Origin of the sequence: Legionella taurinensis (assembly GCF_900452865.1) — a bacterium.
GTDB lineage: Bacteria > Pseudomonadota > Gammaproteobacteria > Legionellales > Legionellaceae > Legionella_C > Legionella_C taurinensis.
Window position 1 is genome coordinate 909,419 of the sequence record NZ_UGOZ01000001.1, and the last position, 21,228, is coordinate 930,646.

The following is a 21,228-nucleotide window of genomic DNA, read 5'->3' on the forward strand; positions in this document are numbered from 1 at the left end:
CCAATGCAAATTCAATGCGTTCATTTATTTAGTATATACTTAACTTAAGACCACACCATTGGAGGGCGGCCATGGCAATAGACACCTCACTGGCCAATCACATTCTGGTTGCGATGCCCTCTCTGACCGACCCTAATTTTCAACGCACCGTCGTTTACGTTTGTGAGCATCATGTGCAAGGCACGGTGGGTTTAATCATTAATCGCCCGATGCAGTACCCGCTAAGCCTTGTCTTTGAGCAAATGCAAATCGAACCGGCGAGAAAAGAAAGAAGCATGCAACCCTTGCTTTATGGCGGCCCTGTGCAACCGGAACGCGGTTTTGTCATTCATCGCCCGATTGGCGGATGGCGCTCCAGTTTATCCCTGCGTGATGACGTCACAGTGACCACATCAAGCGACATCATTCGCGCTATTGCTGCTGAAACGGGTCCTAAAGATGCCTTGATTACGTTAGGTTACACCGGTTGGGGAGAAAACCAACTTGAACAGGAAGTCATGAATAATGTCTGGTTGGTCTGTCCCTACAAATCCGAACTGCTTTATGATGTTCCCTTTTCTGAACGTTGGGAATACGCAGGCCTGCTCATTGGTGTTAAAATGAGCCAATTGTCTTCTGATGCAGGGCATGCTTAATCCGCTGCTCTTTTTCCTCATGGAGTGTTTGCATGCCAGACGGTGTTTATCTGGGCTTTGATTTTGGTTATAAACGCATTGGTGTGGCGGTAGGGCAAACCGTCACGTTGAGCGCCAGACCGTTGCCGACTCTGGTTGCCAGACAGGGCATTCCTGATTGGCAGCTCGTGACCAAGCTGATTGAGCAATGGCAACCGCAAGCCCTGATTGTTGGACTGCCGACCTGCATTGACGGCACTGAACAATACACCACGCCCCTTGCCCGCCATTTTGCTAAACAATTAAAAAAGCGTTTTTCCCTTCCCGTGCATCTGGTGGATGAACGGCTCACCACCGTGGAGGCCCGTTCGCAGTTGTTTGCCGAAGGGGGATATCGTAAACTTAAAAATTCTCAGGTCGACAGCACCGCTGCCTGTATTATTCTTGAGCAGTGGTTGCAGTACCCACATTAACGAGTTCAGCATGAATCATTTTCTAGATATAAATCAGCTTTCAACAGCGGATGTCGAGGCCTTGTTGCAACGTGCCTTTCAATTTAAAAAACACGGGCAATATCCCGATTATTCTTCGCATGCGCTGGCTAATCTTTTTTATGAAAACAGTACCCGTACGCGCATCAGCTTTGAACTGGCAGCCAAGCGCCTGGGTGTGACCGTCGTTAATCTGGATTTGGAGAGTTCCTCGGTCAGTAAGGGGGAGTCCATTGAGGACACGATTAAAACCCTGGCCGCCATGGACATTAATCTTTTCGTCATCCGGCACACGCAGGAGGGTCTACCGGAAACGTTGGCGCAGCAATTACAGGACAGTCCTGTTCACATCATCAATGCGGGCGATGGCAAACACGCCCACCCGACGCAGGCCATGCTCGATTGGATGACCATTGCTGAAAGAAAGAAAGACCTCAAGCAATTAAAAATTGCGGTGGTAGGCAATCTGCGCCATTCACGCGTGGCTAATTCATTGCAGGCCCTCTGCAAACTCATGGGCGTTGGCGAATTAATGCTGGTTGCTCCTGAGATATGGCAACCGGAGGAAGTTCATTACGGACGTCTCACCGAGAGCTTGCGTGAAGGAATCAGCGAGGCGGATGTGGTGATGTGCCTGCGTGTACAACGCGAGCGTCTTGGTAAAAAAGAGCACATGGATCTTTCGACTTACCATCACTTCTTTACCTTGACTCAAGAGCGTTTGGCTCTGGCAAAACCGGATGCCATTGTCATGCATCCCGGACCGATTAATCGCGGTGTGGAAATTGAAAGCGACGTCGCTGACGGGCCGCAATCCGTGATTCTTGAGCAGGTACATAACGGGGTATTTATGCGCATGGCCATCATCGAATCGCTGATTCAAAAACAGATCGGATTAAAAGCCGCGAATTAACGAAGCAGTTAAAAACACGCCAATGATGAAAACAATGATTGCGAGCAGGGCATCAAAAAAGAAGGTGGGGATATAATTCCCCGTTGTGATTTGCTTTTTCAGTTTATGATAACGGATAAAAGCGACAGGGCACATCAAGGCCCCGAGCGCGACAAGCAGAATGCCGACCATCGCAGAGTAACTTTGTAGGCTGGGGGACACGTTGTTCATCAGCGGCAGATGGGCTTTATGAAAAAAACTGGCTGCCTGCCGCAGAAACAGGGAAAATTTTTCCACAACAAAACCAAAGGCCATGATGCCGATACTGGTTCTTATCCAGGCCAGAAACGTCCGTTCATTGGCAAGATGATCGCGGACAGTGGCGGTTTCAATGTTGGCTTTACTCTTCATCATGGAGTCCTGTCAAGGTCCAGGCTTTTTCTGGAGCCTGGTATCTATTGATTGCATGGTTTTCCATTCTAGGAATTTACTGCGGCATCTGCAAACATTGCTTAAACGACAGGGCCTGTTGCAGGGCGGGCCGCTTAACCTGTTCTTCATTGTGCATGTCGGCAATGGTACGGGCTACCTTCAAAAAGCGATGGTAAGCGCGGGCAGACAGTTGCAGTTTATCCAGTACCAGCGACAGGAACGCCTTTTCTTCCTTGCCAAGATAACAGACCTGTTCACAAGCTTTGCTGTCAAGCCGGGCATTGAGCCTGCCCTGCCTCTTGATTTGCAGGGCGCGTGACTCCTGCACCTGAAGACGAATGCGTTGACTTTCGCCTTCCTGGGTTGGACTGGCCTTGAGTAATTCCTGTTGTGACAACGCCTGCACGTTCACCTGCATGTCGATGCGGTCGAGAAGCGGAGCGGATAATTTGCCGAGGTAGCGTTTAATTCGATCCGGTGTACACAGGCAATTGGCCTTGGGATTGCCCCATTGGCCGCAGGGACAGGGATTCATGGCGGCAATGAACTGAAATTCGGCTGGAAAGTCAGTCTGCATGGTGGCGCGTGAAATGGAAATAAGCCCTGATTCAAGGGGTTGGCGCAAGGTCTCCAACACCTGTTTGTGAAATTCGGGCAACTCATCAAGAAAAAGGATGCCGTGGTGTGCCAACGAAATTTCTCCGGGCTTGGGTGGGCTGCCTCCGCCCACCAGCGCGACGGGCGAGGCCGTGTGATGAGGGGAGCGAAAAGGAGGGATGCGCCAGTGTTCATAGGGTGGTACTTTGCCGCGAAGCGAATGGATCGCCGCGCATTCTAAAGCCTGCGTTTCGTTCAATTCAGGAAGCAAGGTAGTGAAGCGTTTCGCCAGCATGGTTTTACCGCTGCCCGGCGGCCCGCTTAATAAAAGGCTATGGCCGCCGCAGGCTGCGATGACCATGGCCTGTTTGGCGTGGTACTGCCCTTTGACATCGGACCAATCCAACCCCGGATCAACGACTGAAGGGGGAGGCAGTGCCGGCATCGCATCAAGCGGTGTCTGGTGAAGAAGATAATCGCACACTTGCCGCAGGCTGCCCGCACTGAACACCTGATCGTAAGCGGTGAGCGCGGCTTCACGTGCATTCGCTTCAGCAATGATCAAGCGCCGCTGCTCGCGACGGGCAGCGACCACACTGGGAATAATGGGCGTGTGGCCGCGTAATTCACCGCTTAACGCCAACTCACTGATAAATTCATGGGAGAGCAATCCCTCCGAGGGAATTTGCCCGGATGCAGCCAATATGCCCAAGGCAATGGGTAAATCAAAGCCGCTACCGGTTTTGGGTAAATCAGCCGGCGCAAGGTTGACCGTGATTTTACGGCAGGGGAATTCAAATTGACTGTTAATGATGGCGCTGCGCACGCGATCCTTGCTTTCTTTCACGGCCGTTTCAGCAAGACCGACAATGGTAAATTGCGGCAGCCCATTGGATAAATGCACTTCGACATGTACCGCCCTGGCATGAATGCCCTGTGCGCTACGGGTATAGGTTAACGCGAGATTCATTGATTTCCTTATTGATTGGACTTAAATGTCGGCGGGTGTACAGAGTCCTTCCAATGCCCTGTACATCGAGCCGGTTAGTGCGTTTGGCTTTTAGCCATCAGGGCCTCCACCTGCTCGTTTAATGCGTCAAGTTTTTCACGGGTTCTGGCCAGTACTTTGGTTTGAATATCAAATTCTTCACGCGTAACCAGATCCATACGGGCAAAAGCGGCCTGTAAAACATCTTTGAATTTTTGTTGAATCTCTTTTTCAAAATTCTGTAGACTGACAGGCAAGGTAGAAAAAAGTTTTTGGGCTAAATCATCGAATTGTTTTGGATCAAACATGCTAATCTCCCGGCGAGGATTGTTCTTGGGTGCCAGTCTAACAAAAATTAGACCTTGCAGTCATGTATTTATTAATGAGTTAAGTAGGGGACGTTGCCATGAAAATGCTAACCGCGATTATTAAACCGTTCAAACTGGATGATGTGCATGAAGCCTTGATGGAAATTGGAGTGCCGGGCATCACCATCTCCGAAACGCGGGGTTTTGGGCGTCAGAAAGGACATACCGAACTGTATCGCGGAGCGGAGTATGTGGTGGATTTCCTGCCAAAAATTAAAATCGAACTGGCCCTGCCAGATAACATGGTCGAACCGGCTATTGACGCCATCTGCAAAGCCGCTTACACCGGCAAAATTGGCGATGGTAAAATCTTTGTTTACAACCTTGAGCAGGTCGTGCGTGTACGTACCGGCGAGGTGGGTGAAGACGCAATCGGTTAATCCCGAAGCGTCCTGTTTATAAAATCCCATTCATCCTGGCTGACAGGCAGGACCGATAAACGGTTCCCTTTTCGCAGCAGCGGCATGTTTGAAAGTTCGGGGTATTGCTTTAAGGCATCCAGCGCGATGAGGTGATTAAATTTTTCTTTAAAGCGGATATCCACCATAAACCAGCGGGGATTCTCCGGTGTGCTTTTGTCATCGGGGTGCTCGCTTAAGGGATCAAACGCGGTGTGATCGGGATAAGCTGGGCTGCTCACTTCGGCAATGCCGGCAATGCCGGGTGGATTGCAGTTGGAGTGGTAGAAAAAGACCTGATCGCCAACCTGCATCTGATCGCGCATGAAATTACGCGCCTGGTAATTGCGTACACCATCCCAGTGTGTGGTTTGGTTGGGGGCGTTTTGCAAGTCATCAATACTGAAACAGGACGGTTCCGATTTCATCAGCCAGTAGTTAGGCATTAGACACTCCAGTAAACGTGTTTGGGGGTAATGGTGGCGTGCAGACGAATATCCCATTCCTGAGGGAAAAGGTACGCTTGCCGCTGAAATTCATAGGCTACGCCAAGCAACAGAGGCGAGGTGGTGTCGGCTAAGGTCCTGTCATAATACCCGGCTCCCATGCCAATTCGCGCGCCCAACAGGTCAAAGGCGACAAGCGGCAGGAAAAGGATATCCAGTTCATGGGGTGAAATGGCTTCACTGCGTGCGACATCCGGCTCCTTAATTCCAAATCGATTGGTTACAAACGAAGTGGCTGGCGTCGCAGGTAAAAAAGTCAGGGTTTTATCGTCATTTAAACTGGGAAAGTAGCAATATTTTCCCTGCATGGGCGCGGAACGCCAGATGGCACTTAAATCAATCTCTCCCTGCGCGGCCTGATAAAGGGCAATGCGCCGGGCCTTACGGTATTGTTGAAGTGTTTTAATGCGCTCACATACCTTGATGGATGCGTGTTGCTGATAATCAAGCGAGAGCCTGCCGCGCAAACCGCGTAAAGCTTGCCTCAATGCATTTTTTAACGGATCAGCCATAACCAGTGCTTTTTTGTTTCATTTTTTTATTATTGCCCAGATAAGGCAATGACTCAACATTTGTCATGAAAAGCGGTGAGGGCTTGAACGTGAAAAATTTTTGCAAATACTCTAGGAAAATTTAAAAAAATAAGTTATACAGCTGGAAAATTTTGTTGGGTTCTTTATTCAAAATTTTTAGCTGAGGTTAACTATGACTGAATTATTTGAAGGCGAAGAAGAAGACATCATCGAAGAGGAATCCTTTGTCAATGACGGGGACGACATTGACATTGATGTGGAGGCGTTAGCGGCTGTTGATGGCACGCTGGATGCCCGTCGTCGTCTGGAAAATATGCTGGAAGAAAAACGTCTGCGTGAAGAGCTTGACGATTTTCTTGATTACTGAGCATGCCGCCCCTTTCGCCTGATCCTGCGGCATTAAGTCCGTTTACAAGGGAGGACAGGATTTATCTCGGTGAAGGGCTTTTTGAAACCCTGCGGGTGCAGGATGGAAAGCCCTGTTATCCTGACTTGCATTGGCAGCGTTTACACGATTCCGCCGCCCGTCTCCGCATTGCCTTTGAACTGCCTTATGCCCACTGGCTGCAACGCCTTCAGCAATGCCTGCATGAAGCCAAAGAGCCTGTGAATGGCCTGAAGGCTTTATTAAGCGGCGGACGGTCAGCCAGAGGGCTTTTAACGACAGGCACCGACCCTCAATTAGTACTGACAGCCTTCTGTTATTCACCGATTACCGCACCGCTTACGCTGGTATCCTCCAGTTGGCGGCGAGACCGTCACAATCCCGTGTATGGCCTGAAATCGATTAATTACCTCGAGGCTATCATGGCCCGTCGCCAGGCGGCAGAGCGTGGAGCCGATGATGTGCTTTTTTATAATACGGAAGGCGAGGCGACTGAAACGACGGTTGCCAACCTGTTTATGATTAGCGGCAATCGCCTGTATACCTCGCCATTGTCCTGCGGTTTGCTGGCGGGGATTATCCGGCAGCGGCTAGTAACCAAGGCGGGTGATTGGGGGGTGGTCTGTCAGGAATTGCCATTAACACAGCACCAGTTGTATAACGCCGATGCGCTTTTTGTGTGTAATGCGCTTCAGGGTGTTCAAGCCGTTCAACGGCTCGATAACACCGCTTACGACTGCCACCATCCGCTGCTTCTTTTTTTAAGCGAAAAGCTTAAGGACGATGCGCGGGCTTAGTCTTGGTTTTCCCTTGTGTTTAGCAAGGTCATTAAGGCTTTGGGGCTAAGCTGGAAAGCTTGTCCATTGTCACATCCCAACTGTTCGCTGAGTCAGGAGCCAAGTTTAAAATACGATCAATTTCATCCTTTAGGTAACTGCCAAACGAATGGTTATGGAACCGTAAATGCGCGGTGTTTCGCAGGAGAGTTAGTATCTCACCGGTGCTGGTTTTTTTCGAAATGCTTGTGGACAGTTCGCGGGCATTGACCTGTCCCTGCTGTCCATGACGAAAGAAACTGAACAGACCCCTTCTAAGATTCCGATCGTTCACGCCCTGTGTATGATAGCTCAGGTAACACGCTGACGCCTGGTTGACCGCTTTTTGGATTTTTTGATGCAAAGGTGTTTCGTCGTAAGCCTTTAAAGGGGAGGGTGATTGAGAGGGGGGAAGAGGGTTTAATTCAGGTTTCGAAATCAACCCCTCGTCTACTTCCTGTTTAGTGGAATTGGCTGATCCTTTGAATAAATCCTGATTCAGTGCCATGATTTTGTTAAGCGGCGATAAGCCATTGCATTCGATGAGACTCCCTACCTTATCGGATTCAGCCGCGTTGTATAAATTGCCCTTCTGGTCGATGCGATAAAGAATATTAGAAATGTGTTTCTTCTCTTTATCAAAATAAGTCAGGACAAACGAGAAGTAACCGGGCATGTGTCTGGATGCGGGCCGCAATACAAAAGGCGAGGTGGACTTGTCCTTCTCGAACAGGTCTTTAACCGCCTTATCGGCTTTCGTACGATCGGTTAAATCCTTGCGGAAATAAGGCGAACACTGAATTTCAAGGATCGCTTTGGACAGAAGTTTTGCCGTTTCCGTTGCCTGGATGCCTGTCATACCCTGGGCAGTGAAATACACTGGCCCCTTATTTTTTGATTCAAACAGACCTTCCTTGTTGCAGTCGAAAACACGCACCGTGTCGGGTTTGGCTGTTCGAAAGCGTAATCTGCCTTGGGGTATGTAATGATCATCGGGATTGAAAGCGGAAGCGCCTTCTGTTGTCAGGATTTCATGTGGCTCAGGTTTGCCGTCAAAGCGCAGCATCTCGACCGTGGAGGCGATGATGCGGGTGTTAATGCCCTTCTCCTGAAAAAGCAGGGCCAGTTTGGCTGCCACACTGTCGACACCCCCGCCACCCGATTCACAGGCCCAGAGGACAATGGTTAAAGAATCGTTTTCCTGCAATTGCGAGTTTGCAAGAATGAGATCCCTGAAATTTTCCAGAGACCATTTTTGTTTCGCGTTCGTGTGAGGGTTTATATAGAGCCCACTTAACCCATCAGAACCCAAACTGCCATGTCCGGTGATATAGACTGTACTGCCATTACCAATCCGTTCAAACACGGGTTTTTCATGCGCGCGAGCCTGACTGTCTTTATGCATTTTAATTACGGGTAATCCCGTAATGGTATGCAGTGCCAGGGCTGTGCCGCCTTCTTGAGGGAAGGCCTCTTTTCGTTGCGGGGTCTGGCTGCTTATAATCAGGCTTTGCTGGGGATAAAAAGTAATGCGTTTGGTGTCCAGGTGGTAGCTCTTTTCGCCGAGGCTTTTTAGAAAAGAAATGTGTTCATTTTTTTTGACCGATGGTGCACAGGGATAGGAAATGAGCAGGGGCTTGTTACTGCCGTCGATGGCGTAGTGGTTAACGCCGATACGTGCAGGTTCGCCTGCATGGCTTGTTTTGATTAATCGTACCTTTTTTCCACGGGCGCCTGCAAAGCAGCCGGCGACGAAATCAGGGTGACTTCCTGAGGTGATTATCGCCTGCCCGTCACCTTCATCACCCAGGCCAAGCACCGTCTCATTTAAACGGAGTTTTTTCGCATATTCAATCCCCTTTTCGTAGTGAGTTTTTCCCACTGAGCTTTCGGAAGGTTCGTGTGCATTGTTGGTATCAAAACATATCGCTTCAAAATCAAAAAAAGAGAACATAATAATCAGCCTATGGGTGCATGGGTAAAGTGTATCGAAATAGTCTTAAAATTAAATTAATTGATAGAATTTTTTGGAAAAAATTTGCCGAAGACGTTAGATTAATTCGTTTGCTAAGGCTTCTGAGTCCGCGTCAGGTCGCGGTTAAATGATTCGTGACCACGGCAGGCATCGAAACGCAACAGGAAATTTTGTGCTATGCTTTCTTAACACAACTTTAATTTTTCAATAAAATTTGTGCTACATTATTTTTATTAATAACAAAACAAGGAAGAAAAAAATGAATGGAAACAATCAAGATTTTACCCAAAGAAATAATTCAAGAGACCACGAAGAAACGCCAATACAAAGAGCTGCAAAAGATCTCCTGGATGACGGAAAAAAATTAGCTAATGAAGTCTATGAACAAGGGATGAATAAAGTCAACGAAGCGGGCACCAATGTGAAACAATACACCGATGACTTGCTGGTTAGAGTGAAAGATAATCCCTTGGCTTCCATCCTGATTGCAGGGGGTATCGGTTTTTTACTGTCTTCATTATTGAAAAAATAAATGAAACTGCTAACCGAGTTGGAAGGCTTTATTACCGGCAAAATTAGCCTAGTGAAAACGCTGGTTTCGCTGATCAGGCTTGAAGCCCGATTAGCGGGACAGAGCGTTTACCCTCTCCTGGTAAATGCCTGCCTGTTGCTGACGTTGCTGATTACAACCTGGGCAACAGTCGCGGTATTAATCGGGTATGGGCTTTTATTGGTGTCTGGAAGTCTGATTGTCACGCTGCTGCTGATTCTTTTTATTCATCTTGCCTTATTGGCTTTGTCAGCTGGACGATTGAAAACCAACCTGCACCGTATGAGTTTTGCCAGGACCAGGCATTACCTGAATGCGCCCAAGGATAAACCCCATGCACGGATCCCGCAAAAAACTGATTGAACAGATTGCCCATCAAGAGGCTGTCCTTTATCGCTGCTATGACAAGGTACTTGCACATAAACAGTACCTGAGTTCTGTGATTGAGCGTCAGGAGAGCCTGCTCGTTTTGCTGGTTATCCCGTTAGTCTGGGGATGGCGGCAAGGTCGGGTACATCAGGGGTTTCGTCAATTGTTGCGTCTGACCATGTCAACGCTTCTGGTGCGTTCTGCCGCCTTATTCAGAAGAAAACTGCTGCAGACTGCCAGACGAAGCCTGGTTTACACTCCGACTGATGTTGGCAAACCGTAACAAACCAGTTAATCTGAATGCTTGTCAATTCGCTAATTAAAAAGGATTCGATGATGCGACTGATTAACAACATTGGTTTTATTCTTCTCGCTGTTTATTTAATTATCGTGGCCATCATTGCGATTGTGCCCGGTGTGATGATTCCGTCATTTATTGTGGGCGTGATTGCGCTGGCCGCGGCGATTTTTATATTAATCGGCCGGTAGGGTTAACACCGACGTAAACCGCACGATGTTCTGGTGGTTATTCACCTGGCATTGACAACGGGCTGCCGGGTTGTACTTTGCCCGCGTGTTGTGAACGCCACGTGAGTTTAATCACCAGACCCGCTCCCAGGCAGGCGATCAGAGAAAACAATGGCCAGACATAGCTGTAAATGGAGTGAGCATTGATCAGCGCATCCATTCCCGCATGACCGCAATAGGTATAAATGACTTCACCCGGTGCAAGGAATATCAGGGTCGTCAGTAAATAATGGCTCAACCGGATTCGAGTCATCCCCAGGCCATAATTGACCAGATTAAAAGGCACAAGAGGAACCAGCCGCAGCACAGCAACAAACTGCCAGCCCCTTTTTTCAACCCCTTGAATCAGCCTGTTGTGACGAATTCCCTTTTTATGAGTAAACCAGTCATTCGCTAAATAACGGCTGATGCAGAAAGCACAACCGGCGCCCAAGGTTGCGCCTGCGAGATTTAATAAGGTCCCCATCACCGGACCAAACAGGGCGCCGCCAGCTAAAGTAAGCACCATGGTGGGTAAAAAAAGAAGGGTAGCCAGGCAATAGATCAGAAGAAAAAATAAAGGCCCAAGCCATCCGAGGCTCTTAATCTGGTTCAGCAGAAAGGGAGCGTGCTGTTGGAAACTGCAGGCGCAAGCAACAAATACCACCAGGATAAAAACGATGAATACGCTTCTCATTAACCAGCATGGCGAGGCAACATGCTGCACACTTTATTACAGTCGAGCCATTTGAGCAAGGGTGTTATATTCTATTCTTGGATTCATCCGGCACGAAGTCAGAAGGGGAACGGGGAATTTTAGCCGAGGGTGCAAACAGCTGTGGTGAGTGAGTACTCTGCGGCTTTTGGGCAGGCTTTAAATCACGGGAGCAGTCATGGATTCGTTTCGTGAGCTGTTGGTGCCATTCCTTGTATTGGTTGGCTGTCAAATAAACCTGAAGCTCCGTAAGAACAACATGGGCCTCCCTTAAGGCATGCAAGTCGTGTGGTTTGATGTTCTCCATCGCCACGACAAACGCATTGACTGCGGTCTGTGAATCAATGTATTCCTGGTGAAATTGGTCATTGTATCCAGCCAAGGAAGCATTTGATTTATAGGACATCACTTTTTCCATAGTCCATGCCTCATCCCCTATTTCAAAAGCACCGAGCGTGCTTTTTTCCCATCGGCACAATTCGTTCTTCCTCAGCTTGATTTGCTTCCTCAGGGCCGTCTCAAGGCTATCCGTCAGGTAATTTTTAAATTGCGTGATGAACTGGTTTGCCTTGTCGAAGTTGTCAGGGCGGCTGTTTGGGTGGTTGATTAACTGGATAAGATGATTGAAAAGAACAGCAGACGCCTCATTTTCTTCTTTACCCCGCTGGGTGTTCGAAACATCCAGGAGTGTTATCAATTGCCCCCTGATCTGCTTTTCAAGCTCAGCGGGGGAAGAAGGGAAATCGGTTAGTTCATGGGACGGCAGGTCCTCCGTACCGTAAATAGCCACCTCACCTAACACGTACTTTAAATCCGCCACGATGTCGGGACAAAACGGGGTAACCCGTTTCACTATCCAACTGATAACAAAAGGGCTGGGGTTTTTGATTTGGACATACATTTGTCTAATGTGGCGTGCATTGAGCAAGGCCATTTCCGGGCTGATAATCGCGCCGAGGATGATCTCAACAGCATAACGTTCGGCATGCTGGAAATCATAATCGCCATGTGGGAATATGGGGATAGTAGGAGAAAACGGATCAAGGCCTCGAAGAAGTGTCTTATGTATGGCAGGAATAATAGCGGGTTTCCCTAGTACTTTAGCGATTAACCGAAAGGTTTCCGCACCTTCGTGTCCTTCGTGCCAGATTAATTCCTTTTGTTCATCGGGATTTTGGTAATAAATCGCGAGTAACAGTTCAGCTGCCTGCCTGGCCAGGTGCTTTAAAAAGGGATGCTGTTCCGGCTTGATGTAGTCGAGAATGTCCTCAAGCATTTGAATGTAGGAAGCCCCATCGCCCTTGGTTATCGAAAAGCGGCTTTTCAGTTCGCGGTTCTGTTTGGTGTTGGTGTCGAGCAGTGGTTCAATTTGTGCCTGCAGGTGGCGTTTTTTGTCGCTATAGACCGTGAGTGGTAAGTTAATGGGTGACTTGCCGGGTTCTTTAGACCACACTTTAAATAACTCGCCAAAAAAATCAATCGGGCGGTTTCCTTTGTCTAAAAGTAAATGCGCAGTTGAGTTGTTACTGGTCATCAGGTTGGGACGGGGTGGAATAGCGCTTAATAAAATCAACAGGATTTGAATGGCATACACCGGTGTGATGCTGTTTTTCGCAAACAAATTCACGACGGTTTTTGCCCAGAGATGCTGCTCGATGAATTCATGTGAATTCGGCATCTCTTTCGGATCGTTCTGATAGAGGCTGTAGAAATATCTCAGGGTGTTTAAGGGTTGAAGCTGATAGAGTTTTTCCAGCAGACGATAGTAAACCAAGGGATCCACGCTTGCTTTAATTAGATCCATGCGTTCAAAGAGAGAGACTAATTCTTTCTCACCGATGGTTTCGGATAGGGCGTCCAATTGCTGATTAAGATCCTTCAAGGCTTCGCGGGGATTATGCAGCAGAGCCTGTTCAAACTCCAATTCAGTCATGAAGACTTCGTCCTTGGTCTCTTTTTTTAACGAAACGTCCTGGGATGGATGAACGGTGTGCATCACTGCCTCTTCCTCTTCCTCTTCGAATTGACGAGTGGTTGCCTGTTCTGTCGGTGATCCTTCAGAAAGATCAAGTTGAGGCATCGCAGAGGTCGTGGTCTGAAGCATCGCGTCCGTGTTGCTGGGCAGGGGCTGTTCCATGTTGATTTGTTCTGTCTTTACGCCCGCTGGAGGCATAACAAGATCAGTCTCATTCAGAATGTCGAATTTATCGAGCGAGGGCGTTTCAAGTAATGCTTGTCTTAATTTGGAGCCTTTAAAAAAAAGCCAGTCAGTTGGTAAAAAATAAGTCAAAAAACCCAATGCCCATTGAAAGTGGGGTTCCCAGGTGAATCCCTGCTGGTGATTGTCGCTTAATAACTCTTGGCGTTTGTGTAAAAAGGTAGCGTAGTTTTTCTCAACCTTGTCCTTGTCATTGTCATTGATCGTGGTCAGTTTAAGTAACTGATCCCTTGTCTCTATTCGACGGGTAGGAACGTTGGCAATTTTTGTATTCCATTGCTTCAGAAGCTCTTTTTTTTGGATAAGGTTCATTGTGCGTCAGAAATGTTCAATTCGATTTAATTATAATAACTCAAATCGCGTTCGGTCATTGTAAAGTTATTGTAAGGCTTTGCATCATTTGCTTAAGTGGCGGCGGACGGCCGGCAGCTCGTCAGGGTCATTGCAATTTTTTTTTAAAAAACAGTTGGAAAATTAATAAAACCTTAATATTGTAGAGTTAGTCTATGTGTAAGAATTACCGCAGGAGCTATGCATGATCAATAGCACGCAAAAGATGTTAAGCCGTATGAGCCGTACTGAAGTGAATCAAAAAGCAGTATCGCCTGAATCGGATTCTTCTGCTAAAGCCCAGGCAGAAATACAATCGCCTAGCCTGGCTGATTTCATGAATTGCCTCACCAAGAAGGATAATTACGATCTCACGCCTTTTTCCTGATTGCCGTCTCTCTTGAATTATCAATCCTGAGCGATATACTTGATATATCCCGGATAATAATGAGGTTCTTATGGCAGGCGGTTTTTCCCCTACTTCTCATTGGCGTGATTCAGCGAGAAGCGCCCGCTTTTTTATCGTCGATGCCCGAGCTGCCTTTCCCATTTTTCTTTTTCTTATGCATATTCGCGTTTGGACAGCCGTTTTGGTGTTGATATCCGCCGTTTTTTTTGGTGTGATTGAGCATTATGGCTTTACTGTCCCCGTTTTTTTACGCTGGCTCAGGAGTTTTGCGGCTGGCCGGGTTAAATCCTCCCAACCCTGGTGGCGATAAATGGAAACTGATATCCGTAAAAGCATGGCTTTAATTGCCGCCGGCATGAATGCCAAATTCTATTTAAATGATCGTTTTGTCAGCTTCGAAGAGGTTTTTTCTGACACGGGTTTGTTGCCTGCCATTGCTCGTCGGGCCGATCAGCTTTGTTCGTTGTGTTTAGGTTATGGGTTGGGGGCGACATTTGACGAAGCGGAAAATGCCCTGCTTGGCATCCGCGTCACATTTGACGAAGTGACACCCAATGCTCTAAGGTTACTGTGTATGACGGATGTCGTGAATGAACTCATTCAGGGCGGACCAAGCCGGGATTACACGCCTTTGGACGAGTTAATGTATGACTAAAACGCAGTCGTTATAAAAAATAGTAAAAAAAGCAGCGTTGTTAAGATTCCCTTAAGGGCAAATCTGTTAATCTGTAAGCATCAAGTTTTAGGAGTGACAACATGGCAAACGAAAATAATAGTCGCGCTTCCACTTTAGGGCTGTTTTCTACTCCTAAGCCGCAGGCATCAACCCATAAAATGCTAAGCCCTGCTGAAATAGCCGGGTACTGTCATGAGGGTTTAAATGATGCAGAAAAAATGAAAGGTCCGATAGAAAAGATTATCGCCATGCGCCCCAATACCAGTAATGTCGAGGCGTTAAGGCGCGTTGACATGATGAGCGGAGCCTTCCTTACGGCGGCCAACAACCTGAAAACGCTTGAAAGCCAGGAGCATCTGGTACACAAGGAAGAAGAAACCCATTCTTCAGGCTTAGGCTACAATCGCTGATACCGATCTTTATACAGCATTCACTCACTAATCCCCGTGAATGCTGTTATACTTTCCAATACTCTTCCAAATAAGAAAAAGCACTTTGCTAGCCTTGCCGTATGAGAGACGATGACGTTCAGGAACAAATAGATATTCTTATAAAGACCCTCAATGAAGCGATTGATAATGGTCCATGGGAGGATTCTAATTTTTTACGGGTCGTCGGCAAAAATTTACGGGAAATCCGTGATAATTTCATTCGGCAGGTGGGATTAAGTCCCGAAGAGAAATTAAAATCTGCCGTCAATGCCCTGCAGCGCAACCTGCACAATGACCAACAATTGGTTTTCGTCAGTCTCTACTCCAGTGAAGGCCAGAATTTGCAGTCCTGGGAACGAATTATCGCCAATCTGCAGCGCCAGATTATTTCACGCCCTATTTATGCTGACGAAGCAGACATCGTTAATCTCATCAAGTCGAAAGAGAAAAAAATCAACGAAGCCTATCTGGCGATTTTTATTAACCAAAGTGATTTGCTGCTTCTGCCATCTGATAAAACCCCTCTGGATAAACTGGGACGGCCGTTGATTACACTCAAAGACAAAGCCATTAATCTCGACAACATCGTCCGTTTTGTTCATTTTTCTGGCGTCTACACTTACCTGAAAGGGCGGCTTATTAAAAATCCTGCAACAGAATCAGACAGATAGTCGCACCCGGCTTAAAGTATGTATATACTTGGACTAGGTAATTTTTATTTCTGACTTCAATGGCTCAGCAAGCACAGCAACAAGGCGGCAGCGGCGATAATTCAATGGCTCCGGTCTGGATTATGATCCTGCTTTTTGTTACTGCCTACATTATTTGGGCAACGGGGCATCAATACATTGTTGCTTTTGTGTTTAAATTAAACATCTGGCAGGCGAAGCTGGTTTCCTTTTTTATTACCGACAAGACCCTGCAGGATAACATTTATCTAATGCAGACACTGGATCCGGCATCCGTTGACTGGAATCGCTTTCTTGAGCTGACCGGCAGCGTCGGTGATTACATCCGTTACCCCGTGGTGGTGATTCTGGTGCTTCTCGCTATTTTTCTTTATCAATCCAACATCACCTTAAAATTTCGCCGTGCGCATGATATGAAATCCTTGCGGGCGCAGGAGCAGCATAACTGGCCGGCCATCATGCCGGTGGTGAAGGAAGATTTGGTTTCGCAGGATGTGAATAAAGGGCCCTGGGCGATGGCACTGACACCCATGGAGTTTGCCCGCAAATACCAGTTGTTAAAAAAAGACGACGCCATATTGGATAACCCGGTACCGGGTCAGGAAATGACGGCCGGTATCCGACGCGGCGACGCCAAACGGGTGTTTACCCTGCAGTTGGGCCCCTATTTTGACGGCTTTGATCGTTGCCCCCAGCATGCCATGGCCTTGGCGGCTGTCTTCATGGCCCGCATGAATCGGGACAGGGGGGCGGGTGCTGCCATTCTTGAGGGCATCGATAAAGGCAGTTCCGAAGGGAAGATTGACTTTTCCATTGCCAAACCCGTGATTAAAAAATACCTGAATTCCGAACTGGTGCAGGAAGTGTTGGCCAAGCATGCCTATCTGCTGACGGTTATGGCCTCCTTATTGCAGGAAGCCCGGGAAGACGGGGTGGTGCCAAGCTCGGAATTTTTATGGCTGAAGCCCATTGATCGGCGATTATGGTATATGCTTAATTGTGTAGGCCGACAAACTCCTTTTTCCGAAGTCGCAGGCCCGTTTGCCCATTGGCGCGCGGAACAGGCGATGGGAAGACGCTCACTGGTCCCGATGATAGATGAAGCCATCAAAGCGCTTGAAGTGGCCATCAAAGAGGTCAAACTGTCGCCGAAAGAATTGCAGGAATTAAAGCCATGATGCGCGGTATTGATACAAGACATGAAATAGATCCTTCGCAGCTGCTCCGGGATACACGAACCATGGGGCAGCGGATAGCGGATTTTTTTGCTGATCCCAGCAATATCTCCATCGTGCTGATTTCCCTGGCCGCTGTCGGTTACTACCTTTCTCAGGCCGCAAGCCTCATTCTGATTTTAGGCGGCATCAGTTTCCTCTACAGCTATACCCGCAAACAGATGCTGCCTTTCCGCTTGCCCCGAATCGCGCGGGTGAAAGATTACAATGATTTAAAACCCGGCATCAAAACGCCCAATATTGCTCGCGGCATTGCGTTTTTTGGTAACGACCGCAAAACCAACGAAGAATTGTGGTTTGCCAATGAAGACCTGCGTACCCATGCCCTGATTTTCGGATCCACCGGTAGCGGTAAAACCGAAGCACTGGTTTCCTTAGCCTTTAATGCCCTGGTGCAGGCCAGCGGTTTTATTTATGTCGATGGTAAAGGGGATAACTCACTCTATGCCAAAGTATTTTCCATGGTTCGCAGTATGGGACGCGAAGACGATTTGTTATTAATCAATTTCATGACCGGCGCGCGTGACATCGTGGGCCCGCAGGAAAAACGTCTTTCCAATACTCTTAATCCGTTTTGCCAGGGGTCATCCAGCATGCTGACCCAATTGGTCGTCAGCCTCATGGGATCCTCGGGGCAATCGTCCGATGGGGATATGTGGAAAGGCCGCGCCATCAGTTTCGTGGAAGCCCTGATGAAGCTGCTGGTGTACATGCGGGATGAGGGCGCTATTCTGCTCGATGCCAATACTATCCGTAACTACTTTGATTTAACCCGTCTTGAAGCCATTGTCATCGACAAGGTTTTCCCCCGCGATGAACAGGAAAGCGTTAATATTGAATCCGTGCCCAAGCTGGTTACCGATCCGCTGCGGAACTACCTGTTCAACCTCCCGGGTTACAACAAGGAGAAAAAGGGCAAACAGGTTTCACAGGTTCTGGAGCAGCACGGTTTTATTACCATGCAGTTAGTGCGGGTGTTTTCATCACTGGCCGATACTTACGGCCATATTATCCGGACAAACCTCGCGGAAGTGGATTTCAAGGATGTGGTTTTAAACCGCCGTATTCTGGTGGTGCTGTTGCCGGCGCTTGAAAAATCGCCGGATGAATTGGCCAACCTGGGTAAAGTGATCGTCTCTTCTCTTAAAGCCATGATGGCCGCTGGTTTGGGGGAGGAAGTGGAGGGGGATTACCGGGATGTTATCGAACGTAAACCGACCAATTCCCCAACCCCCTACATGTGCATCCTCGATGAGTACGGTTATTATGCGGTGCAGGGGTTTGCTGTGGTGCCAGCCCAGGCGCGTTCCTTAGGGTTCTCAGCCATTTTCGCCGGACAGGATTTGCCCGCCTTCCAGAAAGCCTCGAAAGAAGAGGCGGCTTCCATCGGTGCAAACACCAACATCAAGATCTGCATGAAGCTTGAAGATCCGACAGAGACCTGGGACTTCTTTACGAAGACGGCGGGTGAAGCTTATGTCACCAAGGTGGATTCCTTCCAGACGAAGGATACCAGTTTCTCCAACAGTTACATGGATACCAAAAGTTCCTCCTATGAGAAACGCGCCCGTATTGATTTGCTGGATCTAAAGGAGCAAACCGAGGGTGAGGCCCATATCTTTTTCAAATCCAAAATTGTACGGGCCCGGATGTTTTATGCCAATCCTAAACCGGTCAAACAATTAAAACTGAATCAATTCCTGAAGGTGGAGCCGCCGCCGGATGATTACCTGGCTAAACTGCAAAAACAATTGTCCAGTTTCCAGCGAGTGCTGGACAGTGGTGATTTGAGCATTAAAAAAGAAGTGGAAAATGAAGAGATTTCACTGATTACCAAGGCCTTGCGTGAATCCAACGTCGTGGAACCGATTGAACGCGGCGTCAGTGCCCTGCTGGCATTCCACGGCTACAATGAACCGGAACCGGTGGAAGAACTCATCGAAGAGGAAGAGGATGGGGTTCTTACCATTTTCAGCAAATTGCGTCGCAGCGCGAATGCCTTACCGCTCCTGGTCAAGGATGCCGAAGAATTTTCTCAGCCCTTGTTGCCCATCAATGAAACGCGGAATTACCTGTCCATTATTGAACGGGTGAGCGGGGCGAAAGATAAATATTCAGGCACTGTGGCCAATGAATTAATTAAAGACTTCCAGATGGCAACAAGTTATCCGCCGGCCGAACGCGATGAGGTTTCAGCTCAGATTCTTGCGGAAATGACCCTTTCGCTTGCCGATAAAATCGTCAACGAACGCGAAAAGGCAAACACTACGGAATCCGCAGAATAAGTGTAGCGCGCTTTGAAGCGCCACATTGCCATTAAACAGCACCCATGTCGATTTAAATTTGACCACAAATCCGGTCCCAGCCCTGTTTTTTCAGGAAGTGCTTGTAACGCAATGATTTGTATGTTTTTATTTGATAAGACTCAATCAATCCATACAAGAAAGAGGGCTATAGTGAGATTTTGGCGTGTGACCTCAAAAGCCTTTTTAACCGGGCAGGCCGTATTGTTTGGTGTGCTGCTGTTATCGAGCTGCCAGCGCGGCAACTACCAGCCCCTGGAGGAAGACGCCTACCGTCTCCCTAAAAAAGTAGCGGGAACATCCGATTATGCTGTCATCACCATGCAGAAGAATTTCAATAAACGCGGCGTTAAAGTCATTACTATCGGCTCCGATTATTTAGTCAGCATCCCTTCAGCCGCGCTCTTTGCTGATCAATCGCCCCGCATCCGCTGGGAATCCTATGCCTTGTTGAATCAAGTGGTGTTGTTTTTAAAACAATTCAGAAAAGTCGGGGTGAATGTAACCAGCTACAGCAGCCAATACGTTTCTTCACGACGTGAACAGGCGCTGACACTGGCGAGGGCCAGAGTGGTGGCGAATTACCTCTGGTCTCAGGGTATCGACAGCCGTTTTATATTCACTGAAGGGGCGGGGAGCGACAAACCGGTGGTCTCATTTTATCAGGGAGGAGACAAATCACCCAACTCCAGAATTGAAATTACATTCAGAGATGCAATTGTATAGAGGATAAGATGCCACAAGATGCGTTAATGGCCGTTCATGTTCGCAATGAATATTACCGTAAAGGCCACCGAAAGGTCATGGGTATTCTTTTGGTTTCGTTGGCGATTAATCTTCTGTTGGCCTTTCTGTTAATCTGGATTGTCAACAACCCGCCGGCCCCACGCTATTTCCCAACCAGTTTAAATGGGCGAGTCATGCCTCTTTTTCCTTTAAATCAACCTAATCAGTCCGACGATGCGATGCTCGCCTGGGCAGGGCAGGCGGCTGTGGCGGCTTTCAGTTACAATTTTGTCAATTACCGCGAGGAATTACAGGCTTCTTCCGGATTTTTTACCGCCGATGGCTGGCGTTTGTTTTTACAGGCATTGGAAGAATCAAATAACCTGGATGCCGTGCAGGCTAAAAAACTCATTGTTTCAGCCGCCGCAATAAGCCCGCCGACGATTTTGCGTAAAGGTCTAGTAAATGATCGGTTTACCTGGCGTGTGCAGATTCCTATTCTGGTAACCTACCAGAGCGTGACTGAATACACACAACAAGCCAATATGGTGAGCATGTTGGTTACACGTGTATCCACATTGAACTCTCCGCGAGGTATTGGTATATCCCAATTCGTGGTTAGTCCTTTAAGCAGTTAAAGAAAATAGGTAGGAATATCGGATTTCGCTTTACAGCAAGCAGGGGTGGATGATAAATCTATAGTTGCATTCCTTCGGGAAAATGAGCCATCATGTTGCTGAAAAATAAGTAAATCAAGAAGTCATGGTTTAATGGGGAAAAAATGAGTCGAGAGACTTGGCTGTCAATAAAAAATTCCAAATCATTCTACGTCTCAAGTTACAGGCGTGCCTGTACTATGGTTATTGGTTCCCTGGTAATCAATCTGGCTTTGATTAGTGGGATTTACTACGCCTATTTTACTCAGCCCGAGCGAGAATACTATGCCTCAAACGGGGTAACACCGCCTGTCATCCTGTCACCGCGGGATACCCCTAATGATTCATCAGTCGCATTATTGCCGCCGGATCCTGTTAACGCGCCGCCCGTTAAAGTGATACCGGAATAAGACGAGGAAG

Annotated in this window: 28 protein-coding genes; 20 read left to right on the forward strand and 8 right to left on the reverse strand. The window is 47.9% G+C overall.

What is annotated here, in order from left to right; translation table 11 throughout:
- Window positions 1–71 precede the first annotated feature (71 nt).
- Genes DYE45_RS04270 through DYE45_RS04280 form a run of 3 tightly spaced genes read left to right on the forward strand, consistent with a single transcriptional unit; the run spans window position 72 to window position 2,018 of the window.
- Window positions 72–635, forward strand: coding sequence for a YqgE/AlgH family protein (locus DYE45_RS04270; RefSeq protein ID WP_058531972.1), 564 nt, complete (start codon window positions 72–74; stop codon window positions 633–635).
- Window positions 636–667: 32 nt separating this feature from the next.
- Complete coding sequence (ruvX, locus tag DYE45_RS04275; RefSeq protein ID WP_115300512.1) at window positions 668–1,087, forward strand: Holliday junction resolvase RuvX; 420 nt, start codon at window positions 668–670, stop codon at window positions 1,085–1,087.
- A gap of 10 nt (window positions 1,088–1,097) precedes the next feature.
- Window positions 1,098–2,018, forward strand: coding sequence for an aspartate carbamoyltransferase catalytic subunit (locus DYE45_RS04280; RefSeq protein WP_115300513.1), 921 nt, complete (start codon window positions 1,098–1,100; stop codon window positions 2,016–2,018).
- Here DYE45_RS04280 and DYE45_RS04285 read toward each other — a convergent pair.
- From DYE45_RS04285 to ubiK, 3 genes are all read right to left on the reverse strand, one after another.
- On the reverse strand, window positions 2,001–2,411 hold the full coding sequence (locus DYE45_RS04285; protein ID WP_108292387.1) for a YidH family protein: 411 nt from the start codon (window positions 2,409–2,411) through the stop codon (window positions 2,001–2,003). The two genes, DYE45_RS04280 and DYE45_RS04285, sit on opposite strands and share 18 nt — an antisense overlap.
- A 73-nt stretch (window positions 2,412–2,484) precedes the next feature.
- Window positions 2,485–3,996, reverse strand: coding sequence for a YifB family Mg chelatase-like AAA ATPase (locus DYE45_RS04290; protein ID WP_108292385.1), 1,512 nt, complete (start codon window positions 3,994–3,996; stop codon window positions 2,485–2,487).
- A gap of 74 nt (window positions 3,997–4,070) precedes the next feature.
- A complete protein-coding gene (gene ubiK / locus DYE45_RS04295) occupies window positions 4,071–4,322 on the reverse strand; it encodes a ubiquinone biosynthesis accessory factor UbiK (RefSeq protein WP_108292383.1) in 252 nt (83 codons plus the stop codon).
- A 98-nt stretch (window positions 4,323–4,420) separates the two neighbouring features.
- On the opposite strand from ubiK, the gene DYE45_RS04300 reads away from it, so the two are divergent.
- Complete coding sequence (locus DYE45_RS04300) at window positions 4,421–4,762, forward strand: P-II family nitrogen regulator (protein WP_058525665.1); 342 nt, start codon at window positions 4,421–4,423, stop codon at window positions 4,760–4,762.
- Here DYE45_RS04300 and DYE45_RS04305 read toward each other — a convergent pair.
- Window positions 4,759–5,226 carry an EVE domain-containing protein gene (locus DYE45_RS04305; protein ID WP_115300514.1) on the reverse strand — a complete coding sequence of 156 codons (468 nt, stop codon included), beginning with the start codon at window positions 5,224–5,226 and terminating at the stop codon, window positions 4,759–4,761. The genes DYE45_RS04300 and DYE45_RS04305 overlap by 4 nt on opposite strands.
- Window positions 5,226–5,798, reverse strand: a complete 573-nt coding sequence (locus DYE45_RS04310; protein ID WP_108292379.1) for a 5-formyltetrahydrofolate cyclo-ligase — start codon at window positions 5,796–5,798, stop codon at window positions 5,226–5,228. The genes DYE45_RS04305 and DYE45_RS04310 overlap by 1 nt, the downstream gene beginning before the upstream one ends.
- Window positions 5,799–5,991: 193 nt before the next feature.
- On the opposite strand from DYE45_RS04310, the gene DYE45_RS04315 reads away from it, so the two are divergent.
- Together DYE45_RS04315 and DYE45_RS04320 are read left to right on the forward strand one after the other, a co-directional pair.
- Entirely contained in the window at window positions 5,992–6,186 is a 195-nt protein-coding gene (locus DYE45_RS04315) for a PA3496 family putative envelope integrity protein (RefSeq protein ID WP_108292377.1), read from the forward strand.
- Between the two features lie 2 nt (window positions 6,187–6,188).
- Window positions 6,189–7,001, forward strand: a complete 813-nt coding sequence (locus DYE45_RS04320) for an aminotransferase class IV (protein WP_115300515.1) — start codon at window positions 6,189–6,191, stop codon at window positions 6,999–7,001.
- A gap of 31 nt (window positions 7,002–7,032) precedes the next feature.
- Here the strand turns inward: DYE45_RS04320 and DYE45_RS04325 are convergent, their stop codons facing one another.
- Window positions 7,033–8,973 carry a hypothetical protein gene (locus DYE45_RS04325; protein WP_108292373.1) on the reverse strand — a complete coding sequence of 647 codons (1,941 nt, stop codon included), beginning with the start codon at window positions 8,971–8,973 and terminating at the stop codon, window positions 7,033–7,035.
- 280 nt (window positions 8,974–9,253) lie between these two features.
- Here DYE45_RS04325 and DYE45_RS04330 point away from each other — a divergent pair, with 280 nt between their 5' ends.
- Genes DYE45_RS04330 through DYE45_RS14665 form a run of 4 tightly spaced genes read left to right on the forward strand, consistent with a single transcriptional unit; the run spans window position 9,254 to window position 10,402 of the window.
- On the forward strand, window positions 9,254–9,526 hold the full coding sequence (locus DYE45_RS04330; protein WP_242602670.1) for a hypothetical protein: 273 nt from the start codon (window positions 9,254–9,256) through the stop codon (window positions 9,524–9,526).
- Window positions 9,527–9,907 carry a hypothetical protein gene (locus DYE45_RS04335; protein ID WP_108292371.1) on the forward strand — a complete coding sequence of 127 codons (381 nt, stop codon included), beginning with the start codon at window positions 9,527–9,529 and terminating at the stop codon, window positions 9,905–9,907.
- A complete protein-coding gene (locus tag DYE45_RS04340) occupies window positions 9,879–10,196 on the forward strand; it encodes a hypothetical protein (RefSeq protein ID WP_108292369.1) in 318 nt (105 codons plus the stop codon). Before DYE45_RS04335 ends, DYE45_RS04340 begins: the two co-directional genes overlap by 29 nt.
- 50 nt (window positions 10,197–10,246) lie before the next feature.
- Complete coding sequence (locus DYE45_RS14665) at window positions 10,247–10,402, forward strand: hypothetical protein (protein ID WP_156413042.1); 156 nt, start codon at window positions 10,247–10,249, stop codon at window positions 10,400–10,402.
- Between the two features lie 37 nt (window positions 10,403–10,439).
- On the opposite strand, the gene DYE45_RS04345 is transcribed toward DYE45_RS14665, so the two are convergent.
- Entirely contained in the window at window positions 10,440–11,117 is a 678-nt protein-coding gene (locus DYE45_RS04345; protein ID WP_108292367.1) for a TVP38/TMEM64 family protein, read from the reverse strand.
- A 64-nt stretch (window positions 11,118–11,181) separates the two neighbouring features.
- A complete protein-coding gene (locus DYE45_RS04350; RefSeq protein ID WP_115300516.1) occupies window positions 11,182–13,665 on the reverse strand; it encodes a hypothetical protein in 2,484 nt (827 codons plus the stop codon).
- Window positions 13,666–13,888: 223 nt separating this feature from the next.
- Between DYE45_RS04350 and DYE45_RS04355 the strand changes: the two genes are divergently transcribed.
- From DYE45_RS04355 to icmM, 10 genes are all read left to right on the forward strand, one after another.
- On the forward strand, window positions 13,889–14,071 hold the full coding sequence (locus DYE45_RS04355) for a hypothetical protein (protein WP_108292363.1): 183 nt from the start codon (window positions 13,889–13,891) through the stop codon (window positions 14,069–14,071).
- A gap of 70 nt (window positions 14,072–14,141) precedes the next feature.
- The gene (gene icmT, locus DYE45_RS04360) at window positions 14,142–14,402 is read left to right on the forward strand and encodes an IcmT/TraK family protein (protein WP_058531989.1); all 261 of its coding nucleotides are present in this window, start codon (window positions 14,142–14,144) and stop codon (window positions 14,400–14,402) included.
- Window positions 14,403–14,747, forward strand: coding sequence for a type IV secretion IcmS family protein (locus DYE45_RS04365; RefSeq protein WP_058531990.1), 345 nt, complete (start codon window positions 14,403–14,405; stop codon window positions 14,745–14,747).
- A 101-nt stretch (window positions 14,748–14,848) separates the two neighbouring features.
- Window positions 14,849–15,178, forward strand: a complete 330-nt coding sequence (locus DYE45_RS04370) for a hypothetical protein (protein ID WP_108292361.1) — start codon at window positions 14,849–14,851, stop codon at window positions 15,176–15,178.
- A gap of 101 nt (window positions 15,179–15,279) precedes the next feature.
- Window positions 15,280–15,870, forward strand: coding sequence for a Dot/Icm secretion system protein IcmQ (gene icmQ / locus DYE45_RS04375; RefSeq protein WP_115300517.1), 591 nt, complete (start codon window positions 15,280–15,282; stop codon window positions 15,868–15,870).
- Between the two features lie 59 nt (window positions 15,871–15,929).
- Window positions 15,930–17,066 (forward strand): type IVB secretion system coupling complex protein DotM/IcmP, encoded by a 1,137-nt coding sequence (gene icmP, locus DYE45_RS04380; protein WP_108292357.1) that lies wholly within the window; start codon window positions 15,930–15,932, stop codon window positions 17,064–17,066.
- Complete coding sequence (locus DYE45_RS04385; RefSeq protein WP_108292355.1) at window positions 17,063–19,408, forward strand: TraM recognition domain-containing protein; 2,346 nt, start codon at window positions 17,063–17,065, stop codon at window positions 19,406–19,408. The genes icmP and DYE45_RS04385 overlap by 4 nt, the downstream gene beginning before the upstream one ends.
- 186 nt (window positions 19,409–19,594) lie before the next feature.
- Window positions 19,595–20,152 carry a type IVB secretion system protein IcmN/DotK gene (gene icmN / locus DYE45_RS04390; RefSeq protein WP_242602671.1) on the forward strand — a complete coding sequence of 186 codons (558 nt, stop codon included), beginning with the start codon at window positions 19,595–19,597 and terminating at the stop codon, window positions 20,150–20,152.
- Window positions 20,153–20,160: 8 nt separating this feature from the next.
- Window positions 20,161–20,790: a type IVB secretion system apparatus protein IcmL/DotI gene (locus tag DYE45_RS04395; protein ID WP_058531995.1), complete on the forward strand. Its 630-nt coding sequence runs from the start codon at window positions 20,161–20,163 to the stop codon at window positions 20,788–20,790.
- Between the two features lie 143 nt (window positions 20,791–20,933).
- A complete protein-coding gene (icmM, locus tag DYE45_RS04400) occupies window positions 20,934–21,218 on the forward strand; it encodes a type IVB secretion system protein IcmM/DotJ (RefSeq protein WP_108292351.1) in 285 nt (94 codons plus the stop codon).
- Window positions 21,219–21,228: the final 10 nt, after the last annotated feature.

Excerpts from the sequence above, each read along its gene's own strand:
- DYE45_RS04270 (WP_058531972.1), top strand. The coding sequence starts at position 72 with ATGGCAATAGACACCTCACTGGCCAATCACATTCTGGTTGCGATGCCC.
- ruvX (WP_115300512.1), top strand. The coding sequence starts at position 668 with ATGCCAGACGGTGTTTATCTGGGCTTTGATTTTGGTTATAAACGCATT.
- DYE45_RS04280 (WP_115300513.1), top strand. The coding sequence starts at position 1,098 with ATGAATCATTTTCTAGATATAAATCAGCTTTCAACAGCGGATGTCGAG.
- DYE45_RS04285 (WP_108292387.1), bottom strand. The coding sequence starts at position 2,411 with ATGATGAAGAGTAAAGCCAACATTGAAACCGCCACTGTCCGCGATCAT.
- DYE45_RS04290 (WP_108292385.1), bottom strand. The coding sequence starts at position 3,996 with ATGAATCTCGCGTTAACCTATACCCGTAGCGCACAGGGCATTCATGCC.
- ubiK (WP_108292383.1), bottom strand. The coding sequence starts at position 4,322 with ATGTTTGATCCAAAACAATTCGATGATTTAGCCCAAAAACTTTTTTCT.
- DYE45_RS04300 (WP_058525665.1), top strand. The coding sequence starts at position 4,421 with ATGAAAATGCTAACCGCGATTATTAAACCGTTCAAACTGGATGATGTG.
- DYE45_RS04305 (WP_115300514.1), bottom strand. The coding sequence starts at position 5,226 with ATGCCTAACTACTGGCTGATGAAATCGGAACCGTCCTGTTTCAGTATT.
- DYE45_RS04310 (WP_108292379.1), bottom strand. The coding sequence starts at position 5,798 with ATGGCTGATCCGTTAAAAAATGCATTGAGGCAAGCTTTACGCGGTTTG.
- DYE45_RS04315 (WP_108292377.1), top strand. The coding sequence starts at position 5,992 with ATGACTGAATTATTTGAAGGCGAAGAAGAAGACATCATCGAAGAGGAA.
- DYE45_RS04320 (WP_115300515.1), top strand. The coding sequence starts at position 6,189 with ATGCCGCCCCTTTCGCCTGATCCTGCGGCATTAAGTCCGTTTACAAGG.
- DYE45_RS04325 (WP_108292373.1), bottom strand. The coding sequence starts at position 8,973 with ATGTTCTCTTTTTTTGATTTTGAAGCGATATGTTTTGATACCAACAAT.
- DYE45_RS04330 (WP_242602670.1), top strand. The coding sequence starts at position 9,254 with ATGAATGGAAACAATCAAGATTTTACCCAAAGAAATAATTCAAGAGAC.
- DYE45_RS04335 (WP_108292371.1), top strand. The coding sequence starts at position 9,527 with ATGAAACTGCTAACCGAGTTGGAAGGCTTTATTACCGGCAAAATTAGC.
- DYE45_RS04340 (WP_108292369.1), top strand. The coding sequence starts at position 9,879 with ATGCACGGATCCCGCAAAAAACTGATTGAACAGATTGCCCATCAAGAG.
- DYE45_RS14665 (WP_156413042.1), top strand. The coding sequence starts at position 10,247 with ATGATGCGACTGATTAACAACATTGGTTTTATTCTTCTCGCTGTTTAT.
- DYE45_RS04345 (WP_108292367.1), bottom strand. The coding sequence starts at position 11,117 with ATGAGAAGCGTATTCATCGTTTTTATCCTGGTGGTATTTGTTGCTTGC.
- DYE45_RS04350 (WP_115300516.1), bottom strand. The coding sequence starts at position 13,665 with ATGAACCTTATCCAAAAAAAAGAGCTTCTGAAGCAATGGAATACAAAA.
- DYE45_RS04355 (WP_108292363.1), top strand. The coding sequence starts at position 13,889 with ATGATCAATAGCACGCAAAAGATGTTAAGCCGTATGAGCCGTACTGAA.
- icmT (WP_058531989.1), top strand. The coding sequence starts at position 14,142 with ATGGCAGGCGGTTTTTCCCCTACTTCTCATTGGCGTGATTCAGCGAGA.
- DYE45_RS04365 (WP_058531990.1), top strand. The coding sequence starts at position 14,403 with ATGGAAACTGATATCCGTAAAAGCATGGCTTTAATTGCCGCCGGCATG.
- DYE45_RS04370 (WP_108292361.1), top strand. The coding sequence starts at position 14,849 with ATGGCAAACGAAAATAATAGTCGCGCTTCCACTTTAGGGCTGTTTTCT.
- icmQ (WP_115300517.1), top strand. The coding sequence starts at position 15,280 with ATGAGAGACGATGACGTTCAGGAACAAATAGATATTCTTATAAAGACC.
- icmP (WP_108292357.1), top strand. The coding sequence starts at position 15,930 with ATGGCTCAGCAAGCACAGCAACAAGGCGGCAGCGGCGATAATTCAATG.
- DYE45_RS04385 (WP_108292355.1), top strand. The coding sequence starts at position 17,063 with ATGATGCGCGGTATTGATACAAGACATGAAATAGATCCTTCGCAGCTG.
- DYE45_RS04395 (WP_058531995.1), top strand. The coding sequence starts at position 20,161 with ATGCCACAAGATGCGTTAATGGCCGTTCATGTTCGCAATGAATATTAC.
- icmM (WP_108292351.1), top strand. The coding sequence starts at position 20,934 with ATGAGTCGAGAGACTTGGCTGTCAATAAAAAATTCCAAATCATTCTAC.